Here is a 22550-nt window from a genome sequence, read left to right as displayed (position 1 = left end):
TTTGTAGATTAATATTTTTTATATTTTCTCATTTTTAATATAAAATCAATAATCAATAAATTATTCTAGCTAATAATATCAGTTGGAGTTAATCCTTCATTATTTTTTATATCAGTTTTAGCACCTCTTTGAACAAGCAAGTTAATAGTAGAGGAATATCCCTTTTCACTAGCACAATGTAAAGGAGTGTTGCCCTCATTGTCTCTAGCATTAATACTCAAAAATGTATTAGATAAATAATACGATATGGCTTCATCATTTCCATATAAAGCAGCAAAATGCATAACTGTTCTTCCGCTTAAAGATTTTTCTCTTGTAAGAGATGGATCTTTTGTAAGTAAAAAGTGTATCATATTAGCATCAGAAAATGCTGAAGCATAAAATAAACTGCAGTATCCATTATAATCTTTTTTTCTTGTATCTGCCCCATTTTCTATAAGCAGATTTACAGCATTAGTATTGCCTTTATATACTGCATATTCTAAAGGAGTTGTACCGTTAAATAATACTTCTCCGCTGAAATTTTTTCCTTTTACAGAGTACATATTAGTATAATTATTAAGAGGCATTTCTATATCTATAATATTGCTATAGCTTAAAAGAGCCTTCATAACTTCAATCCTGTCATAATTAATAGCATAAAGTAAAGGAGTAAAACCATCTTCATTTCTTGAGTTTATGTTAATACCATTTGAAACAGCTTTTAATACATCAGAAACATTGTTATTGTATATAGCTTCAAATAAAGGTTTCAGCGCATCATAATATTCTGAATAATCATCATCTGTATCATCTTCTACATAATCATCAGAATTATCTTCCGTAATACCTTCATCGCTGTACTCGTATATTAAATCATCAGCAAAAGTATTAGCATTAACTGCCATAACATTATCAAATGTGTTTTCATTATTAATGCTGTTAGTATACTGTATATCATTATAAGGTAAAGTTTCTGCATCATAATTGCTGTTTGTGCCAATATTATTATTTTGATTATCATTATAATAATTAGTATTATTATAATCATTATTTGTATTAATGAAATTTGTATTATTTAAGTTTGTATTATTAGTATTTATCTTATTAAATTTATCATTCGTATAGATATTAGTAAATGAATTAGCATCATTACTTATAATGCTTTCTATACTCTCAATACCATCACCATAAAGTAAATCAGAAGCTGTTTTTCCATCATAATTTTTTATAGTATAGTCAGCACCTTTTAAAAGTAAAAATCTGTATGTATTAGTATTATGATTTTTTACAGCCAAATGCAAAGGAGTATTACCATCAATATTTTGTGTATTTATATTTATAGGAGTTCTATTCATAAGTGCAGTCAAAGTATTAGTATTTCCTAATAATGCAGCATTATGTAAAGGAGTATTACCATATATATCAACAACTCTGTAAGAATTACTGCTGTAATTTAAAAGCGTATCAATAACTTCTGCATTTCCATAACTTGCTGCATACATTAAAACATTATTTCCTAAACTGTCTTTTCTGCTTATATCAGCCCCATATTTTAGAAGAGTATTTATTATATTAGTATTTCCTTTGAATATAGCATACTGCAAAGGGCTTGCATTATACAAATATACATAACCTGTAAACTCTGCCCTGCTTTCATTAAAATATAAATCATCTCTTGGTATAAAACTAGTTTCTATATTAATAATATTTGTATTATCAATTCTATATTTTAAAAGTTCATTAACCATATCATCTTTACCAAGATGTATAGCATAAGTAAGAGGAGTTTCATAAGCTATAATTACAGAATTCATATTAAAGTTAGAATACATCATTATATTTCTTAAAGAATTAGTATCTGATTCTCGAATAGTTCTAATAATAGACATATTTTCTTCATAAGTATTTGTAAATGAATTATTATTTTCTTCATTGCTAGAATTATCACCTAAATCAACAGCAGAACTTCCTCCTGATAAAACATATTCAGGCTTAACTCCGTAATTATCTCCTATATCTTTATTAGCACCGAGTTTAATAAGAAGATTATAAGCCTCTTTTTTTGCATGATAAGCAGCATAATATAAAGCAGTACATCCGTTTGAATCTCTGTCATTAATATTCATATTAACATTTTTAATTAAAAAATTAATAGTTTCTAAATTATTGAGAGAAGCAGCATAATGAAGTCCATTAACATCAGAATTTTTATCATTAACTAAGTTCCTATCTTTTACAAGAAGCATTCTTATAATATTTCCGTCTCCAAAACCGCATGCATATAAAAATACAGAAGTTCCTTCATTATCTCTAGCTCTAACATCAGCATTTTTATCTATAAGCTGCTTAACTATTTTGGCATTAGCTTTGAATATAGCAAACATTAAAGGAGTAGCCCCTCCTATATTAAAACTGTCGCCTTCAACTTTATTTATATATGGATAATCTGCAAAATCATCTGGAAGTTTATATTCTATATTAACATCGCTATACTCAAGCAATACTCTTACAGCTCTTTCATTACCGCATTCAATAGCATACAAAAGCGGAGTTAATCCTCTTTCATTTGTGGTATTCAAATTCATTTTATATCTTAAAAGATTTTTTAATTGAGATTCATATTTATTTTCTTTTACGGCATCAAAAAATTCCTGCTCTTTTTGAGTTAAAGCAAATATATTAAAACTAATAGTAAAAAGTAATATAATAAATAAAAATCCATTTTTAATCATAATAAAAATTTCCTAATATATTTTAATAAGTAAACATAATATCAAAAATTATATAATAATAATTAATTAATGCAATATAACAAAATTGATAATTTAGCGTAAAACATCAGCAGGCTTTAATCCCTCATTATTGGCTATATTTTTGTCAGCACCTAATCTTAAAAGCAAGTCATAAGCTTCTTTTTTATTATTGGCAGCTGCATAATACAAAGCCGTCCAGCCGTCATCATCTTGAGCATTAATATCCGCTTTCAAATTTCTAACCAAATATTTGATATTATCTATATTATCATAAACAACAGCCATGTGAAGAGGGGTAACATTATCTTTTGTTTTACTGTTAATGAGATTTCTGTTTTTTAACAAAATATTTCTAAGCATAGAACTATTTCCAAAAGCAGCTGCATATAAAAATGTAGACCAGCCTTCTTCATCTGAAGCATTTACATCAGCACCTTTTCTTATAAGAGCATTTACTATTCTGCTATCTCCGCCGCTTTTAAATATAGCATAAATAAGAGGTGTAGCCTTTCCTATATAAACTGCATCTGAAGAGTTATCTCCCAAATGAGTAAAATAACCTTCAGGAAGTGTAGATTCCAAATCAATATTTCTATTTGCTAAAAGCACATCAACAGCCCTAAAACTATTATACTTTATAGCTAAATGTAAAACGCTTAAGCCGTATCCGTCTTTAGCATTAATATTAGCACCTCTATTTATTAAAGTTCTTATCTTTCTATAATCATCTTTTTCTACAGCTTTAAATAATTCAATATCAATATCCCTTACTTCATTAAGTTCGTCTTCAATTTTTCTATTAAGTATAGTTTCAGGCAATACATTATGATTATCTGCAATATTAGTATCTGCTCCAAGTATTATTAGTAAATTATAAGCCTCAATACTCTTAGAATTTGCCGCATGATAAAGAGCAGTCCAGCCGTCTATATCCTGAGCATTAATATCTATATTAGAATTAGTGCATAAATACATCAAAGCATCAAGATTATTATAATCACAAGCTATATGCAAAGGTGTTACATTAAATTCTGTTTTAGTATCAAGCAATGTACTGTCTCTCTCTGCAAGTAATGCAATAGTATACAAGTCAGAAAAAGCAGCCGCATACATAATACTATTCCAAGTTTTAAAATCCCTCGCTCTTAAATTAGCTCCATTATCTATTAAAATTTTAGTTATTTCTCCTGCATTTTTATATATAGAATAAAGTAAGAGAGTAGCACCTCCTAAATTATTTGGATAATCATCTGTAAGTTTTGAGTCAATATTTATATTTCCATTGCTTATAGCCGTTCTTATATAATCTGCATCATAATTATCTATAGCCTCATATAAATTATCATAACTGATATTTAAATCATAATCCGACATTTCATCAGTTACTATATCTGTAAAATCTTCAGCAAATAAGAATATGCTTAAATAAAATATAATAATTACAATTTTCTTCATAAAAAAACCTAAAAAACCTATATAATAATTACTGTGTAGTAGCGGCACTATCTTGCAAATCAGTAATCGTACTGTTAAGATTATATTCTTTTTTAGGAAGACCAACATTAGGAAAGTCTGTAAGAGTAAATTCAATCCAAAACTCTTTATTCCAATAAACACCTTTTACAGAACCTGAAGTAATATCAGACGGAAGTGTAGAAGGTTTAACAGCAAAAGTAGCCTGAATCTGCCATCCATCTAATTCATGCCAAATACTAGCCTCTATGGATTTTAATTTAAATAAACTATCCGTTCTTTTTTGAGCATCAGAAAAATTAAACGAATTTATAATATCCCAAAAAGGATTAACCCAAGTTTGATTTTCTTTTTCGGCATAAGATTTTATATATCTGTAAGTATTTTCATTTGCACTAGTAGTAGATATTCTGAATTTCCATTGTTCTAAAACCTGCAGCTCTATACCAAATGTAAATGATGCTGTATTATATCTGTAATTAATAAAATCATGAGTAAAAGCAAATCCGAAATATAAGTTAAAATCATTAACTATACCATCAAAAAAAGGTTTTTTATTATTTTTTATTAAAATCCAATCTGTGATTTTTCCTAAAGGTATTGGAAAGTGAAAATATGCATTTATTCTATTAGCTGTTAAATTAGTTCCTAATAAATTTCTAGTTACATCATAAGATATATAAGATTGATTATATAAAAGTCTTGCAGAAGCCCCTACTTCAGTTGTAAGCATCTTATTTGTGGAAAATTCAACTTGATAAGATTTAGTTTCCACATTATATGTAGGTATAAAGTCATAACCTGTTGTTATAAATGTTTCCATATTAAGATTTAAATCAGGTAAATAAAACAAACTATACCCTGTTCCGCCCATAGAAAATCTAGTTGTAAAATTATGATTATTAAATTCTCCAAATTGTGAATTTCCATAATCATTATCAACATACTTTTCTTTGAATCTATATCCCAAAGTATAAGTAGTATCCCATCTTATAGTAGGTTCAAAATATTGAGTAAAATTATAAGGCAGAATGCTATAAGGTAAAAACATAGAAAAATTTATACCAGTTCCTAATCCCAAATAAGTATTATCTTTATCATAAATCAAATCTTCAGCTGAAGGAGATATACTATTTTGATATGCATATTCCATATTAACACTAGGCACAAATCTTATAAAATCATTGGTAAAAGTTCTTGATACATCTCCGTATAAATTAAGATTATCCCTCTCAGAAAGCTTATCATTTAATTGTGAGTCAAGCATTGGATTATTGTAAAATGCTATACCCTCTGATGTCTTATAATTAATAGTATGATTATAATTAGCTCTTAAATTATAATTAATATTAAGATTCGGAAAGTAATAAGATGTTTCATCGCCAAATACAGAACTATAACTAGCCTCTACAGAAGGAAGAATAAGTTTATACGGTTTAGGCATATAATAATCGAAGTTAGTATTAACATCAACTGATATATTTCTAACGGCTTGCAAATCCCATTCTGCTCCTACTTTTAAATTGACACCATAAATATTATTATTAAAATATACAGAATTTTCAATATAACTTTCAGGATAAGAATCACCTATATCTTGTAAATCTCCTGTAAGAGAAGTAAAAAATGTTAATATATCAAAATTACCTCTTTGATTGTAGAAGTCGGATCTAAAATATAAATCACTATTTAAATTAAGCTTTCCTGTAACATAACTATTTATATTTTGACTGCTGTATAATTGAATTGTATGATCATATTGAAATTTGTATCTTGGTACAAACTTTCCCGACTCACCTGATGAAAAATAGTTAACATACCTAGTTCCATAACCTATACTTGAAGTAATATAAGAATCAAGTAAATAATACTGTCTTCCCAAAGCAAACATAGCATCAAGAGCCAAATTCTGATACTGACTTGTATATCTTATTTCATCGCCAATTAAAAAACCTAATTTCTGATAAGCATCAAATCTTACTTTATGCTGAACTCCATACAAATCAAATATTTTATAATTCTGTATATAAACACCTTCTCTTAAAGATTCACCGAAAGAAGATATTATGCCTGTACCAAAATTATTTTGAATAAATAGAGGGAAATAGAATACGGGCTGTCTTCCTACCCTATAAAGACTATTAAATACCATCATTTTTTTACTATCCCAAAGATAAACCCTGCTAGCTAAAAAATCATGGGCTACGGGAGTAAGACGAGAAAAACTTACGCTGCTGTTCTCAGCAAAAAAATCCTGATCATTAAATTTTATGATACGGCCTTCTACTCTAAAACTCATAAATTTTGTGCCGCCGCCGAATAGAATACCTTTTTTATTTTCTCTATTCAGCATAAACCATTCACCATTAAGAGTAGTATCAGATGACTCCACAGTTATATTACCAGAAGCAAAAACTTCACCCGTTTTTAAACTATAAACAACTTTGTCAGCTATTAATGTATTATTATACATTTTCATAGTAACATTACCATATAATGATATAAGCTCCTCATCTGCTTCTTCTACCGCATATCTTTCAGCAAAATCTGCACCTATAAGTTCTACTTGAGCTCCGCCTTTGTTTATAGTTGTTCTTGCAATTTCCTTTACCTCTTCATTTCCTTTAATAACTTCCTGCTTTATATTTAATTGCCTTTCTATTATTCTGGCTCTCAAAGTAGATTCTGTATCATAAGGATAAATTTCTATATTGTTAACTTTTGCATATTCTTGTAATACATAATACGGAGTAAAATTAACTAAATTAATAAATGAAACAGGGTTTCTTCTGGCATCGAATCTATTTATCTGCATTATTGCACTTTCACCTCTATTAGCAGAAATGGTATTATTATTATTTGTTGCAATAGTATTATCTGCATTAGTATCCTGAGCATAAAGACAAACATTAAATATTAATGTAAATAATAACAAGACAAAGATTCGCATTCTATCCTCTAAAACTCAATCACTAACTTTAAGAAAATTTAATTTTAAAGAAATTGCGTTTACCTACTTTTAAAATCCCCTCTTTAGAAATCAAAAAATTTATGTCATTTATCTTTTCATTATCCAAAGCAACACTACCTTGAGAAACAAGCCTTTTCAAATTAGATTTACTTTCTGATGACATACAAATAGATAATACATTTAAAATATTATCATCTTTATTAAGAATAACTTCTTCTATTTCATCAGGAAGTCCTTTAGAACTGAATATTCTTTTAAACTCTTCTTCAGCATTCAATGCTTCTGATTCTCCATGATATATTTTTACTATCTCTTTTGCTAATATACCTTTTATATTTCTAGGGTTTTCACCATTTTCCATAGCTTTAACATAATTTTTTATATCATCTATAGGTATATCTGTAAGAAACTCCATATATTTAGATATTAAACTATCCGGTATACTCATAGCTTTACCATACATATCTTTAGGACTGTCATATATTCCTATATAATTTCCTAATGATTTACTCATCTTTTCAACACCGTCTAACCCCTCTAATAAAGGAACAGTAATAACAGCCTGAGGAGATAATCCATACTCCTTCATTAAAGTTCTTCCTACAAGCAAATTAAATTTCTGATCATTTCCTCCAAGCTCGACATCGCATTCCAAAGCAACAGAATCATATCCTTGTGCTAATGGATACAAAAATTCCATAATACTAATAGGCTGTCCGTTTTTATATCTTTTAGAAAAATCATCTCTCTCTATCATCTGAGCTACAGTATATCTTGAAGTAAGTCCAAGTACATCTGCAAAACTCATTTTCTCAAGCCATTTAGAATTAAATTCAACTATAGTTTTTTCAGGATCCAAAATTTTAAAAACCTGCTGCTTATAAGTTTCAGCATTCCTTAAAACATCTTCTAAAGTAAGTCTTGGTCTAGTTTTAGTTTTACCTGAGGGATCTCCTATTCTTCCTGTAAAATCGCCTATCAAGAATATAACTTTATGACCTAATAATTGAAAATGTCTCATTTTTCTTAAAAGTACAGTATGTCCCAAATGTATATCTGGTGCGGTAGGATCAAAGCCGGCTTTTACAGTTAATTGCTTGCCGCTTTTTAATTTTTCTTTTATTTCTTCTAAACCTATAACTTCGCTGATTCCTCTTGTAATTAACTCTATAGATTCTTCGATACTGTATTTTTTATCTTCCATTTTACTATCCCTTTAATAAAAATTATTATAACAAAAATATAATTATAGTAGAATATTAATAATAATGTAAATTTCAATTAAAGTCAAATAAAGAATTTTTTATTATGTTAATTATAAATAAAATAGAATAATTTTTTAATATTAATTTAATATTTTTTAATATATAATCTTATTACTTTATTATCATTTCTTTTGTAAAACTATTCAAGTTTTTATGTCCTTCTCTAGTTACAAGTACCAAATCCTCTATTCTTACACCAACTTTCTTATTAGAGCAATAGATACCCGGTTCTATTGAGAATATCATGCCCTCTTTTAATAATGCCTGATGAACAGAACTAACATCTCCATATTCATGAACATCCATACCTATACAATGCCCTGTTCTATGAGTAAAATATTCTCCATATCCATTTTCTGTTATATATGAACGTGCTTCATTATCTATATCTGAAAATTTTAATCCTTCCTTTACTTTATCAATAGCTCTTTCATTAGCAGTTTTTACTATATTGTATATTTTTTTAGACTCATCATTAGGCTCACCAAAAAATATAGTTCTAGTCATGTCCGAACAATATCCATCATGCATACAGCCCATATCTATAACCAAACAGCCATTATCTCCTATTATAGTATTGCCTGTAGAATAATGAGGATTGGCGGCATTCTCTGCAAAAGCTATTATAGGTGTAAAAGAAAAACCACCATCTGCTCCGTTTCTTTTATATATAAGTTTTAATTCCTCTAAAACCTCAATCTCTTTCATGCCAGATCTTATAAAATTAATAATATCATTCATACTTTTATCATTGATTTCTGATGCCTTTATCATCTTTTTTATTTCTTCTTCGTCCTTTTGCATTCTTACATAGTCTATACAGCTTGACGCATTTAAATAACTTTCTGCAATATTAAGCTCCATCATCTCAAGCAAAAAATTTGATGTCATGGCTTTATCTATTCCAATATTTTTATCTTTATGTACAAATTTAGATAGTTTTTTTACCGCATTTTCTGTATCTGAATAGTATAAAATATCTATATCATTATTATTTAATGGAAAAAGCTGATTATTAATAAGATGAACTTCATTATCCTGATTAATATAAAGTCCTAAAAATCTTTCTCCTGAATGTATATTAATATTTGTAAGATAATATATTGACATTCTATCTGTTATAACAAATTGATAAATATTTTTTTCTTTCATAGAATCAATAACTCTGTTTAATCTATTAGCATTCATAAAAATAATTCCTTTAAAACTCAAAAATTATTAAAATGCATTATATACTGTAATATATTATTTGTATATAAATTATTTATTTTTTTCAGGTAAACTAAGCAAAGTCAAAGCAGTCAATGTTAATAATACACCTATAACAGAAAGTACGGTAGGAATTTCATGATAAAAGAATATGCCAAAAAACATTGCCGCTATAGGCTCTCCTGATGCCAATATAGAAGCCTTTCCAGCATCCATATAACCTAAAGCTATAGTAAAAAATGCATAAGGAAATACTGATGTACAAAGAGAATGAAAAAGCATAAAAACCAACATTCCTGAACCATTTTCTATTACAACATTTGAAAGCGCTTTCCAATCAGTAAAAGGAAGTGATATTACTGCTATGCTTATTAAGGCATACAATGTAACTGTCAATGTATTATAATTTTTTCTTATAGCAAGTTTAGAGAATATACTATAAAGTCCGTAGAAAAAAGCACCTAAAAAACCTATAAATATACCGAAATATGTCCAATGCATAGTTTCATTAGTTTCAAGTATTCCGCTTGCAAAAAAACAGCCTAACAATGCTAGTATCATACAAATAATTTTTTTTGCTGTGATTTTCTCTTTAAAAAATATATTAGCGAATATTAAAACAAATATAGGTGATAAGCTCAAAAGAATAGCAGATAAAGATAATGATAATTGCTTTACAGCCTCATTATAGCAAATATTAAGCCCCAATATTCCAAGTATGCCGGCTGAAATAAATATCCATAAATCTTTTAATTTTATTTTTACCAAAGATCTGTCATATAAAAACACGCTTATAAAAAATATTATGCTTGCTAAAATAACTCTTGAAGAAACTACAGTAAAACTATTTATATTTAACTCCATAAGTCTTCTGATAAATATTCCGCCGCCGCCCCAAAATATACCGGATAATATAGGGAGAATTGGTATAAACTTTTTCATAATGAAGCAAGACTCCATAAAATAATAATTAAAATTTTGAATAAGTATTATATATTAAAAATAATTTTTTTTAATAGAAAATTTTTAAATATTTTTCATATTGAACTGATTTTTTATTAATTCCTGATGTTCTAAAGATGTATAAGTTAAAAGCTCAAAAATAATTTGCTTATGAAACTTGAATACTTAACATATCTATGAAAAGAGCTAACTAATTTATAATATTTTTAATATTAAAGCTTTATTATAAAAAATAGTAAAAAAAATAAACCGCTTTTGTGGGATGAACAAAGCGGCTTATTACAAATATAGTTATTGGGGGGTAGTCCAATCAACTAAATATATTATCGGCCGCTTGGAAATTAACTTTAATATTTTTATAAAAAATAGCAAAATTATTAAAAACAATACAATATAATTAAACATGTATTTTTAATTTAAAAAAAATATATTAAATTTTTTAAATTATAATAAAACATATAAATACTTGAAAATTATATTTATATAATATATAATTATATATAAATCATAATTATATATATTTATTTTAATAATTTTATAAAAATCATAAGGAGTGAATATGTCTGATAATAACTCATCAAAAATATTTGAAATAGTTAAAGGTATATCATCATCATTTAACCCTATTAATACTATATCAAATGCCACTAGTAATATAACATCTTCTATATCAAATGCTGTTTCAAAATCTAAGGAAACAAAGGCTAAAATAGTTGAATCTGATAATAATAGAGAAATAGAAAATAAAAGAACTGATGCTATGATGAAAGCAAGTATTACAAATGCTGCTATAAATGGAGCGGCAAATGCTGGTAGTTCAATAATATCTTCTATATCACATGCCTTTGGTAAATCAAAAGAAACAGAGGCTAGAATATCTGAATCTAAAGATAATAAAACAATAAAAATAGTTGAATCTTTTAATAATAGAGAAATAGAAAATAAAAGAACTGATGCTATGATGAAAGTTGAAATCGTAAGAGAAGGAGTAAATTTAACTTCTGTTGTTCTTAATAATACTGATGCAATAGTTGATGTATTAAATACATTTAAAGAAGCAAAATTAGCAATGGCAGAAATAGAAGCAGATTTAGAAAAAAATCAACTTGAATTTGAAAAATGGAAAATTCAAGCTAATAACGATTTGATAAAATTCCAAGAAGCCTCTAATAATACAAAAGAAATTATAAACTCATATTCAAGAAGATTAGAAAAAATTACAGATACTATTTTATCAATCCCTACAGATACATTAAATGGAGAGGAAATAAAAATAAGAACACAATTATTAGAAAAAATGGATGATATAGATGATAAACTAGCTAAAACATTATTTGAATTATTAGGAAAATAAAATGGATATAGAGACTTTAAATATAGATGCCAATGAGTTATTAAAAATAAAGACAGATTTAGAAAATATACTTAATGAAATGGATAGATTAGCAGGAGAATGGATTAATATATCCGCTTCAATAAAAGATATTGCAGTTTCTTTCTCTATAATGAATAAAAAATTAGGTATAATAAAAAAAGAAACTTTATTAAAAATAAGTCCGCAAATAGGACTAGCAATAGCAGCTGGTACTTTGATAGTTAAGGGAACAGCAAAAATAATTACTGAAATGCAGAAAAACAAAAAAATTAAGGAAACATTGCCTATTTTAAAAGAGACAGCTAATATAAAAATACCAGTAATAAAAGAGCATATAGAAACACTAGAAAAAAAATTAATGAAAGTTAATAAAATATTAACAAACGATATTCAAATAAAATTATCAGAAAATAATATACAAAATAAAGATCTATTAATAAATGGAATAAATTCATCATTTGCTTCTTATTGTACATTGACACATGTATATAAAACTTGTCAATATGTTCTTGATACATATTATGCATGGTTAGATGATAAAATTGACTGCGGAAAACCTATGCCAAATATAAATCAAGTATATTATGAATCTACTTTGTATTTATATAATAATTCAAATTTTAAATCAATTATAACATTAAACCCAAGTTTTGGTTCATTACTAATTATAGATAATAATAATAATCCTGAAATTGAATTTATACCAACTTTATTAACATCGTATGCTTTAACTAATAATGATGAACTATCAAATTTCATATTCAATAATAGAAAAAATGAAAATCTTAAAGAAAGTAAATTAATAAATACTTTTAAGAAAGCAAGAAAATTAAAGATAAAAGAAGAAATAAAAAAGAAGTTTATTAATAATCCTATAATTTTATTATTTATTTTTATTTTTACTTCATTAACTACTTTTTTTATAGAAAAAAATGCATACGGTACTCTACTGCAAACATCTTTATTTACATTGGCAACAGCATTAATAGCAACAATTATATTCTATGCTTTAACTAAATTATATTCTATATTCCTGATAAATAAAAAATCTAGATTTGATTCCGGGGATATTTTAAAATCTTTATTTTCATTTATTATTATGATATTCTTGATTATTGGAAGTACATTTGGATATAATAAATATTATAATTTAAATTATAAAGAAAATAATATAATAAATATTAAAGATAATGAAAACAATATATTAAAATTAATATCAAATAAAGATTTTGAAAATGCCTACAATAAGAATTCTTCTTTTCAATTATTAAATAAATTTCCTATTGTAGATATTAAAGAAGGAAAGACTTTAAAAAATATAAAAAAAGAACTTTATAATAATATGGCAATAAACTTTTTTAATAATATAGAATATATAGTATTTAATGAAGATATGGATTATGACAATTATAATTATATTTCAACAGCTTACGAAAATAGAAAAAAATATTATACAAAAATTATTGATAAATATAAAAAAGAATATGCTGATAAATTAATAAACGATATACCAGAAATTGTTGATAATAAAAGACATCAATATTTATTATCTCAAATTTCAATAATAGAGAATTTAATAGAAGAAGATAAGAAGGTAGAAGCTAGAAAAGCAATATTTCAATTAGAGCATTTATCTGATTCAAAACTTAAAATAAATGATGAAAAAAAATTATTGTTTTTTGGTAATACAATTGAATATAAAAAGTATTGGGAAAAAGAAAGGGAAAGATTATCAGAATTGATAAAATAAATATATAAAATTATTCTCTAATAAAAAAACCGTTAGCATTCATTAATTTGTATACTAACGGTATTTTTTTATTCTATTACTAGTAAAACATTAAATTTAATAACTTTATATATTTATAATAAATACAAATATCATAACTTATATTGAAAATAATTTAAAAATGAATATTTTAAATAATAAAAAACCGTCGGCATTCTTAAGAATACCAACGGTGATTTTATACATAAGTAAATATTTTTTTAAGTCTAATTTTAAGCAAGTGCTTTTTTAGCTACCTCAACTACAGCTTCAAATGCTTTATAATCTTCAATAGCCAAATTAGATAAAGCTTTTCTGTCAATTATAACATTAGCTTTTTTAAGTCCGTTAATGAACTTGCTGTAAGATATACCTAAAGGTCTGCAAGCCGCATTGATTCTTAAAGTCCATAAGCGTCTCATCATTCTTTTTTTCTGTCTTCTATCACGATAAGCGTATTTTAAGCCTCTTATTACAGCTTCTTTAGCTTGTTTCATCTGCTTACTATGAGAACCATAGTAACCTTTAGCCATCTTTAATATTTTTTTAACTTTTTTCTTTCTTACTACACCGCTAACTGCTCTCATTTTAGTCTCCTTTATTATCTGCCGTAAGGCATTAATCTTGGCATTTCTAACATATTAGTATCATCAGCTATTCTAGCTTTACGATATTTTCTTTTAGTGTCAGGTCTTTTGCTTAAGAATTTGTGGCTACCAAATGCATGAGCAAATTTAACTTTACCTGTTTTAGAAAATCTAAAACGTTTTTTTGCACCGCTTTTTGTTTTTAATTTTTGTTTCATAAACTAATATCCTTTTGATTATATTTACTGTATGCTCAATCTATATGTATGATAAGTACATATAGCTAGTGGGCTATTATAATATTTTAAAAACTGTATTTATTATTCTTCAGTATTCTCAGAAGATTCTTTTTTAGTAGAAGAACCTTCAGAATCAGAAGCAGTTTTTTTTGCTTTTACCGGATTAAGCACTGCCGATAGATTCTTACCTTCTAATTTAGCAGGTTTTTCTGTAGCAGCTTCATTTTCCAAATCCTGTATAATTTTGTTGATAAGTTCATAGCCAAATTCAGTATGGGCCATTTCCCTACCCCTAAACATTATAGTGATTTTTACTTTGTTACCTTCATCTAAGAATTCACGAATATGCTTCATTTTAAAGTTGTAATCATGTATGCTTATTTGAGGTCTCATCTTGATTTCTTTAAGCTGTACCGATTTTTGTTTCTTCTTAGCTTCTTTACTCTTTTTTTGAATATCAAATTTATACTTACCATAATTGATAATCTTACAAACAGGAGGATCTGCTGTAGGTACAATTTCAACCAAATCTGAACCTTCCTCTTTAGCTAATGCAAGAGCATCTTTAATACTCATTACACCGGGGCTTACTCCCTCATCACGCACAACTCTAACTTCTGGTGCAGTAATAAATTGATTAATTCTCTCTCCTTCTTTTTTTACTGTTGCCATTATTTAGCTACCTCATTTAGTAGTAAATATAGAATCATTCATTCTCTCCTTAGATTCTTTTTTGAGTTTCTCTATAAACTCATTTAAATCCATATCTTTAATTTCTTGCGAAGAACGTGTTCTAATAGACAATTTACCATTAGAAACTTCTTCCGCTCCTATTATAACTGTATACGGAGTTCTTTGCAAGCGGTATTTTTTAATCTTAGTACCTAAATTTTCATTTCCTTCATCTGTTTCTACCCTAAATCCTGCATCTTTTAATGCCTTAGCAACTTCATTAACTCTGTCAATCTGAGATTTTTCATCAAGAACATTAACAACAGCTACTTGTAAAGGTGAAAGCCATAATGGGAACTTACCATTATAATGCTCAACTAATATACCTATAAAACGCTCCATTGAACCAAGTATTGCTCTGTGAAGCATTACAGGAGTATGTTTTCTTCCATCTTTACCTTCATAACTAATTTCAAATCTCATAGGAAGTGAAAAGTCTACTTGTAAAGTACCGCATTGCCAATTTCTATCAAGAACATCTTTAATATTAAAATCTATCTTAGGACCATAGAAAGCTCCGTCTCCTTCATTAATTTTATACTTTATACCAAGTTTATCCAAAGCATTAATTAATGATTTAGTAGCAAGCTCCCAAATTTCATCGCTTCCGATTGATTTTGCTGGTCTTGTAGAAACAAATATTTCAAAGTTCTCGAAACCAAAGTCTTTATATACAGATAAATAATATTCAATAGTATTAATAATTTCATCGCCTAGCTGCTCTTCAGTACAGAATATATGTGCATCATCTTGAGTAAATGCTCTAACTCTGAAAAGTCCATGTAAAGCTCCAGAAAGCTCATGTCTGTGAACAAAACCTAATTCAGCAACTCTTAAAGGCAAATCTCTATAACTATGTATATTAGAATTATAAACAATTAAGCCGCCCGGACAGTTCATAGGCTTTACAGCGTATTTAGTTTCATCAATCTCTGTAAAATACATATTTTCTTTATAATTATCCCAGTGTCCGCTTCTATGCCATAATTCTTCATTAAGTATAGCAGGAGTTTTTATTTCAACATATCCGCGTTTATCATTTTCATTTCTTATATATGATTCTACTGCTTTATAAATAATCATTCCTCTAGGATGCCAGAAAGGGAAACCGGGACCTTCCTCATGAAAACTAAATAAATTAAGCTCTTTACCCAATTTTCTATGATCTCTTTCTTTAGCTTCTTTAAGTTTTTTAAGATATTTGTCTAAAGCCTCTTTGCTTTCAAATGCTGTTCCATATATACGAGAAAGCATTTTATTATTAGAATCCCCTCTCCAATAACTTCCAGCTACAGACATTAATTTGTATGATTTTATATAACCTGTAGAAGGAACATGAGGACCGCGGCAAAGATCTATAAAATCGCCCTGCTCATAAAAAGATACTGTATCAGCATCTATACCTTCTATAATTTCAACTTTATAAGGCTCATTTGCTTTTTTAAAATACTCTATAGCTTCATTTTTATTCATCACTTTTCTTACTACAGGTATATTTTCTTTGATGATTTTTTTCATTTCATCTTCTATTTTTGGAAGATCCTCTTCTGTAAAAGGTTTTTCTGCATCAAAGTCATAGTAGAAACCATCTTTAATAGCAGGTCCTATAGTAACCTGAGTATTAGGATAAAGTCTTCTAACAGCCTGAGCCATTAAGTGGCTTGTAGAGTGTCTTAAAACTTCAAGACCTTCATCGGTGGTTGTAAGTATCAATTCTAAATCGCCGTCTGTTTCAGGCGTATATGTAAGGTCAACTTCTTTTCCATTAAACTTAGCAGCTACTGCATCTTTGGAATCTTTTTTAGCATTTTGTTTAAGGAAGTCTAGTAAAGACTCTCCATTGGACAAATCATAGGACTGTCCCAAATAATTAATTTTTGACATTATAACACCTCTTGAATTGATACTTATATTTGCACATAAATAAAAACTTATGCAAATATTTTGAAATATTATAACATATATAAAAACAATAGTCAACAAATCATATAAATCAATTAATAAAAAAATAATTCAAATTAATAATATAGTTTATTTAATATATTTACAGGATCTTATTTTATTTTGAAATTTTTAATATTTAATTTGATTTTTAAATAATATTTTTTAAATTCTAATCATATAAAAAATAAGTATTTTTATTGAAAAAATATTATTTTTACTATATTATTAATAAAGTATTTTTGATATCTTTTAATTAAAAATTAAGAATTAAAAAAGAATAAGGAGAAAAATATGGTTAAATTCTCAGATTTAGGTCTTGTTAATAGCAGAGACCTTTTTAAAAAAGCTATAAGCGGCGGTTATGCAATACCTGCATTTAACTTTAATAATATGGAACAACTTCAGGCTATAGTTCAGGCTTGTGTAGAAACTAAAAGCCCTGTTATAATTCAGGTTTCTTCAGGTGCTAGAAAATATGCTAATCAAACTTTATTAAGATATATGGCTCAAGGTGCAGTTGAATACGCTAAAGAATTAGGAGTTAATGTTCCTATAGTTTTACACCTTGACCATGGTGATAGTTTAGAACTTTGCAAAAGCTGTATTGAATATGGTTTCTCTTCTGTTATGATAGACGGAAGCCATTATGATTACAATAAAAATGTAGAACTTACTAGAAGTGTTGTTGAGTATGCTCATAAATATGATGTTACTGTTGAAGGCGAATTGGGTGTACTTGCTGGTGTTGAAGATGATGTTTCTGCTGAACATCATACTTATACTCAGCCTGAAGAAGTAGAAGATTTTGTTAAAAAAACAGGAGTTGATTCTCTTGCCATTTCTATAGGTACTAGTCATGGTGCTTATAAATTTAAACCAGGTCAAAACCCAGAAATAAGATTAGATATTCTTAAAGAAATTGAGAAAAAAATTCCAGGATTCCCTATCGTTTTACATGGTTCTTCAAGCGTACCTCAAGAATATGTTAAAATGATTAATGAATACGGCGGTAAATTAGATGATGCTATAGGTATTCCAGAAGAACAATTAAGAGAAGCTTCAAAAAGTGCAGTTTGTAAAATCAATATTGACAGCGATTCAAGACTAGCTATGACTGCAGCTATTAGAAAAGTATTCCATGACAATCCTAAAGAATTTGATCCTAGAAAATATTTAGGACCTGCTCGTGATGAAATGAAAAAACTATACATGCATAAAATTAACAATGTATTAGGTTCTAACGGCAAAATATAATTTTAATAATTTATATAATAAAAAAATTTAATAAGGAGATAACATGGGAAAACAGCATAGAAAAGTAGTTAAACGCAAAAGAGCTTTAAGAAGAATTAGAAGACAAAAAGATGCTCTAAACGCTAAAACTAAATAATTATTAACTTAATAATTATTAAAAAATAAATATTCAAGGGCATGGGGTTATTCTTATGCCCTTAATTTTTCAACAAAATATAATATATATAATTAAAAAAGGAAATAAAATGAAAAAGTATATATTAATAATAATATCATTATTTGTTATGCTTATATCATGCGAAAGACAAATTGACAAATCTCCCCTTGCACTTCAAACAGATTTCGGAAGAAAGGACAATGCTGTTGCAAGCATGTACGGAGTGGCTTTAACTGTAGATAAAGATTTAAAAGTTTATGACCTTACTCATGAAATACCTGCATTTAATATATGGGAAGCTGCTTTGAGATTGGATCAAACTGCTAGATATTGGCCTGAAGGAACAGTATTTGTTAATGTTGTAGATCCCGGAGTTGGTACAGAAAGAAAGTCAGTTGTTATGAAAACTACTAATAACTATTATTTTGTAACTCCTGATAACGGCTCTTTAACTTTTGTCGCTGAAAGTTTAGGAATAGAAGAGGTAAGAGAAATTGATGAGGCAGTAAACAGACTTACTAACTCTCAGGAATCATACACTTTTCATGGCAGAGATGTCTATGTATATACAGGAGCAAGATTAGCCTCAAAACAAATAACTTTTGAACAAGTTGGAAAATCATTGGGAACTAATATAACAAAAATAGATTATCAAAAGCCAAGATTTGAAAATGGTAAATTCTTTGCCAACATACCTATACTAGATATTCAGTATGGTAATGTATGGTCTTCTCTTCCTCGTCAATTAATGCTTGATAATGGAGTGCAGGTTGGAGATATTTTAAATGTTTCTATATACAATGAAGGAAATTTAATATGGAATGGTGATGTTAAACTTGTCAATACTTTCGGAGATGTAGCCGAAGGTGATAATATGGCATATTTCAATTCAGAGCTTAATTTCTCTGTTGCTGTTAATATGGGAAATTTCTCTGATAAGTATAAAGTTTACAGCGGACCTAATTGGAGTATGGAAATAATAAAAAAATAATAATTATAAAAAAGCTAAATATAAAATTGTTAGTATTGCTAAGTTTATCATATAATAATACAAAGCTAGCTAACAATTTTTATTAGCATTAATAGGATCAACTATGGCAAGAAGAAAAAAGAAAAAATCATCTCCTTTATTTATATTATTTATTTTATTAATAGCAGCAGGATACTATTATTATAATAATATATACAATAAAAAAAAACATCAAAAACAGAAAAGTCACAAAAAGAAACAGTTACGAGATACAACAGAGATGATTGGGGAGATTGGGAAGATGAGGATAATGACGGACTTAACACAAGGCATGAAGTATTAGCCCGAGAATCATTAGTAAAACCTCTAATATCAAATAATAGAGTAATATCAGGAAAATGGTATGATAAGTTTACAGGAAAATATTTTACTAATGCCAGAGATTTAGATATAGATCATTTAGTACCTTTAAAAAATGCTCATATAAGCGGTGCTAGTAATTGGAGCAAAGAAAAGAAAAATGAATATTATAATTATATGAAAAATGAAAATCATTTGATTGCAGTATCAAGAGGTGCAAATCGTTCAAAAGGCGATAAATCTCCTGTAGAATGGCTTCCTCCTAATAAAGAATATCAATGCGAATATGTAAGAGAATGGTATAAAATCAAAACAGATTGGGGGCTTACAATAGAAGAAGGTTTTGATGAAGTTTCAAATAGAGTATGCCGAGGAAAATAATTTTTTTATTAATATAATTTTTTAAACTTTACTATACTATAAAATAGTTTGAAATGTTTATACTTAAACAACTATATTTTGTCAATTTATTTATTTTTATAAATGTATTATCAACTTTTTTGCCGTACAAAAAAGTTGCAAAAAACGCACATAATATAGCTTAATATTTTAAGAATATGTATTAAATATGGTGTAATACCATAGTTTTAGATTAAAAATGCAGTCCTTTTTCTTCTTACTTCGTTTGTGTCACCAAAAGAAGTGGGGGTTCGGGGGCTAGTCCAAGAAAATAATAAAAACATAAAAACTATTTTTTGACAAACTTAAAAGTTTCAGTATATACAGAAATGATTTTATCACAAATTAGTTTTATAAATTTAAAATATTTGCATACAATATTTCTATATTACTTATGAATGGCTAGAATATATATACTCAATAACTTGTATATGCTTATCAAATAACAGTATTAAAAAAAATCATACTCACAGCATAATTGTATCAAAAACTGATAATTTATTTATTATAGTCTTCTATAAGCTGTTCAAAAAATCCTTTTTCAATATCAATAAGTTTTACTCTGCTTGTTTGATTAAATTTTTGTGCATCTGATTTATAATTATAATAATACTCTTCATTGTATACTTCTGAAAAATTAGTAGCTGATGCTGATATAAGATTAGATTTACCCGTAGAAAATTTATCTAAATATAATTCATTATTTTCTATAATAAATGTGTAATAATATGTTTTACCGCCATCATATTGTTCTGCTGTAATATAGTTTCCTGATACAGCAATATTAAAATCGCTTAAATATGTATATTGATAAAATGCATCTTGTAAAGGATAAAAACCTGATACAAATGAGGCTTTATTATCTTCTTTTTTCCATATAGTTATATAATGAAAATATTTATCTTCCTCACTTGTAAAATCATCAGGATAATTGATATATTCCTGATTTAATATAGGAGATGATATAAAAATATATTTATTATTAGTATCAGATTTAACAATAGACTCAGAAGTTGGTTCATAATAAAAATAAGTATTAGCTAATTTAAAATTTTGAGCTGTTTTATTTAATATTTTTATAACCAAATCATTATAATCATTTCCTGTAATAACAGTACCATTCAAATTTGTTGGACTTAAAACAGGAAAGTTATTTATTATTTCATCTCTTTCATCGCTATAATAACTATAATAATTCCAAATGTTTTCTAATTCTTGATTGTCTTGAAAACAATTAATATTAACATCAGCATTTTTTTCCAATAAATAATCAGCAATATCATAATTTTCTAAAAATGCACTATACATTAAAGGAGTTCCTATAGAACCATCCCTCATTCTATTTAGAGAATTAATATCTGCACCAAGATCCAGAAAATATTTTACTAAATCAATATCCTGATTATATATGGAAGTAAATAATAAATCACTTTGTAAGTTATAATCAACTTTTTCAAAATTATAATCATATAATATATCAAGCATTTTTTTAATAATATCCGAATCACCATTATTAACCATTAAGTCATATACATCTTTATAGTCAAAATATATTCCAGAGTCTATCAAATAATAAACAATATCTGAATATTCTTTACTGCCAATATGATCATAATATGTTTTTTTAAGATAATAATAATAAGATAATGTTTTAAATATTTTTTTACTTGATAAATCAATGCCATGCTCTACAATCCATTTTATTAAATCATAATAAACAATAGAGTCTGTACTGTATTTTATAGCAAGCATTAATGCATTATTACCATCTTCATCTTCAGCATTTATAGTCTTTATAAGTAAATCTCTTATAGGCTTTAATTTTTCTTTTTCTTTTTTTATTAACTCTCTATTTTGTTTATCATTTACATACTCCCCTAATGATTTATTAATTCTAACTAGAAGTATTTCATCAAGTTCTTCTTCTGTATATGATTTTATAGGGTATATATTTTTTCTTACTATAACGTCACTTTTATTATTAACATTATTAGTAACTATATTATTTTGATTTGTAATAATTGTATTCGTATTTTGGGTTAATGAATTTGAATTGGTATTTAAATTAGCATTTATATTATTTTTTTCTTTATTGTTAGAACAGCTTATTAAAACAATTAAACTTATTACAATTACTGCAAATTTCATA

At 26.9% G+C, this 22550-nt stretch carries 15 protein-coding genes and 1 pseudogene; 5 read left to right on the top strand and 11 right to left on the bottom strand.

All coding sequences use genetic code 11. The annotated features are described in order from the left end of the window. Nucleotides 1–65: 65 nt before the first annotated feature. The 6 genes from BFL38_RS03835 to BFL38_RS03810 form a co-directional block, all read right to left on the bottom strand. Entirely contained in the window at nucleotides 66–2714 is a 2649-nt protein-coding gene (locus BFL38_RS03835; RefSeq protein WP_069725811.1) for an ankyrin repeat domain-containing protein, read from the bottom strand. 93 nt (nucleotides 2715–2807) lie between these two features. After that, nucleotides 2808–4190: an ankyrin repeat domain-containing protein gene (locus BFL38_RS03830; RefSeq protein ID WP_069725810.1), complete on the bottom strand. Its 1383-nt coding sequence runs from the start codon at nucleotides 4188–4190 to the stop codon at nucleotides 2808–2810. Between the two features lie 28 nt (nucleotides 4191–4218). Continuing rightward, complete coding sequence (locus BFL38_RS03825) at nucleotides 4219–7158, bottom strand: LPS-assembly protein LptD (RefSeq protein ID WP_069725809.1); 2940 nt, start codon at nucleotides 7156–7158, stop codon at nucleotides 4219–4221. Nucleotides 7159–7186: 28 nt separating this feature from the next. Next, nucleotides 7187–8383, bottom strand: a complete 1197-nt coding sequence (gene tyrS / locus BFL38_RS03820) for a tyrosine--tRNA ligase (protein WP_069725808.1) — start codon at nucleotides 8381–8383, stop codon at nucleotides 7187–7189. 172 nt (nucleotides 8384–8555) lie between these two features. Next, nucleotides 8556–9632: a M24 family metallopeptidase gene (locus BFL38_RS03815; protein ID WP_069725807.1), complete on the bottom strand. Its 1077-nt coding sequence runs from the start codon at nucleotides 9630–9632 to the stop codon at nucleotides 8556–8558. A gap of 72 nt (nucleotides 9633–9704) precedes the next feature. Then, nucleotides 9705–10595, bottom strand: a complete 891-nt coding sequence (locus BFL38_RS03810) for a DMT family transporter (RefSeq protein ID WP_069725806.1) — start codon at nucleotides 10593–10595, stop codon at nucleotides 9705–9707. Between the two features lie 580 nt (nucleotides 10596–11175). On the opposite strand from BFL38_RS03810, the gene BFL38_RS03805 reads away from it, so the two are divergent. Continuing rightward, nucleotides 11176–11970, top strand: a complete 795-nt coding sequence (locus BFL38_RS03805) for a hypothetical protein (protein ID WP_069725805.1) — start codon at nucleotides 11176–11178, stop codon at nucleotides 11968–11970. 1 nt (nucleotide 11971) lies between these two features. Beyond that, nucleotides 11972–13741 (top strand): hypothetical protein, encoded by a 1770-nt coding sequence (locus BFL38_RS03800; protein ID WP_069725804.1) that lies wholly within the window; start codon nucleotides 11972–11974, stop codon nucleotides 13739–13741. 251 nt (nucleotides 13742–13992) lie between these two features. Here the strand turns inward: BFL38_RS03800 and rplT are convergent, their stop codons facing one another. The 4 genes from rplT to thrS form a co-directional block, all read right to left on the bottom strand. Further along, the gene (gene rplT, locus BFL38_RS03795) at nucleotides 13993–14346 is read right to left on the bottom strand and encodes a 50S ribosomal protein L20 (protein WP_028329892.1); all 354 of its coding nucleotides are present in this window, start codon (nucleotides 14344–14346) and stop codon (nucleotides 13993–13995) included. A 14-nt stretch (nucleotides 14347–14360) separates the two neighbouring features. Next, complete coding sequence (gene rpmI, locus BFL38_RS03790) at nucleotides 14361–14564, bottom strand: 50S ribosomal protein L35 (RefSeq protein ID WP_008725923.1); 204 nt, start codon at nucleotides 14562–14564, stop codon at nucleotides 14361–14363. Nucleotides 14565–14666: 102 nt separating this feature from the next. Then, a complete protein-coding gene (infC, locus tag BFL38_RS03785) occupies nucleotides 14667–15257 on the bottom strand; it encodes a translation initiation factor IF-3 (RefSeq protein ID WP_069725803.1) in 591 nt (196 codons plus the stop codon). Nucleotides 15258–15269: 12 nt separating this feature from the next. Then, nucleotides 15270–17201, bottom strand: coding sequence for a threonine--tRNA ligase (thrS, locus tag BFL38_RS03780; RefSeq protein WP_069725802.1), 1932 nt, complete (start codon nucleotides 17199–17201; stop codon nucleotides 15270–15272). A 351-nt stretch (nucleotides 17202–17552) separates the two neighbouring features. On the opposite strand from thrS, the gene BFL38_RS03775 reads away from it, so the two are divergent. The 3 genes and pseudogenes from BFL38_RS03775 to BFL38_RS15745 all read left to right on the top strand — a co-directional run bounded on the left by BFL38_RS03775 (nucleotide 17553) and on the right by BFL38_RS15745 (nucleotide 20383). Beyond that, a complete protein-coding gene (locus tag BFL38_RS03775; protein ID WP_008725933.1) occupies nucleotides 17553–18515 on the top strand; it encodes a class II fructose-bisphosphate aldolase in 963 nt (320 codons plus the stop codon). 245 nt (nucleotides 18516–18760) lie between these two features. Then, nucleotides 18761–19663 (top strand): SAM hydrolase/SAM-dependent halogenase family protein, encoded by a 903-nt coding sequence (locus BFL38_RS03770; protein WP_069726052.1) that lies wholly within the window; start codon nucleotides 18761–18763, stop codon nucleotides 19661–19663. A 103-nt stretch (nucleotides 19664–19766) separates the two neighbouring features. Continuing rightward, nucleotides 19767–20383: pseudogene (locus tag BFL38_RS15745) on the top strand (GmrSD restriction endonuclease domain-containing protein). A 516-nt stretch (nucleotides 20384–20899) separates the two neighbouring features. On the opposite strand, the gene BFL38_RS03760 reads toward BFL38_RS15745, so the two are convergent. Continuing rightward, entirely contained in the window at nucleotides 20900–22549 is a 1650-nt protein-coding gene (locus tag BFL38_RS03760; protein WP_069725801.1) for an ankyrin repeat domain-containing protein, read from the bottom strand. Between the last annotated feature and the right edge of the window lies 1 nt (nucleotide 22550).

The organism is Brachyspira hampsonii, assembly GCF_001746205.1.
GTDB classification, from domain to species: Bacteria; Spirochaetota; Brachyspiria; order Brachyspirales; family Brachyspiraceae; genus Brachyspira; species Brachyspira hampsonii_B.
Note: the sequence above shows the minus strand (reverse complement) of the source record. Positions and strands in the feature narration are given on the sequence as shown.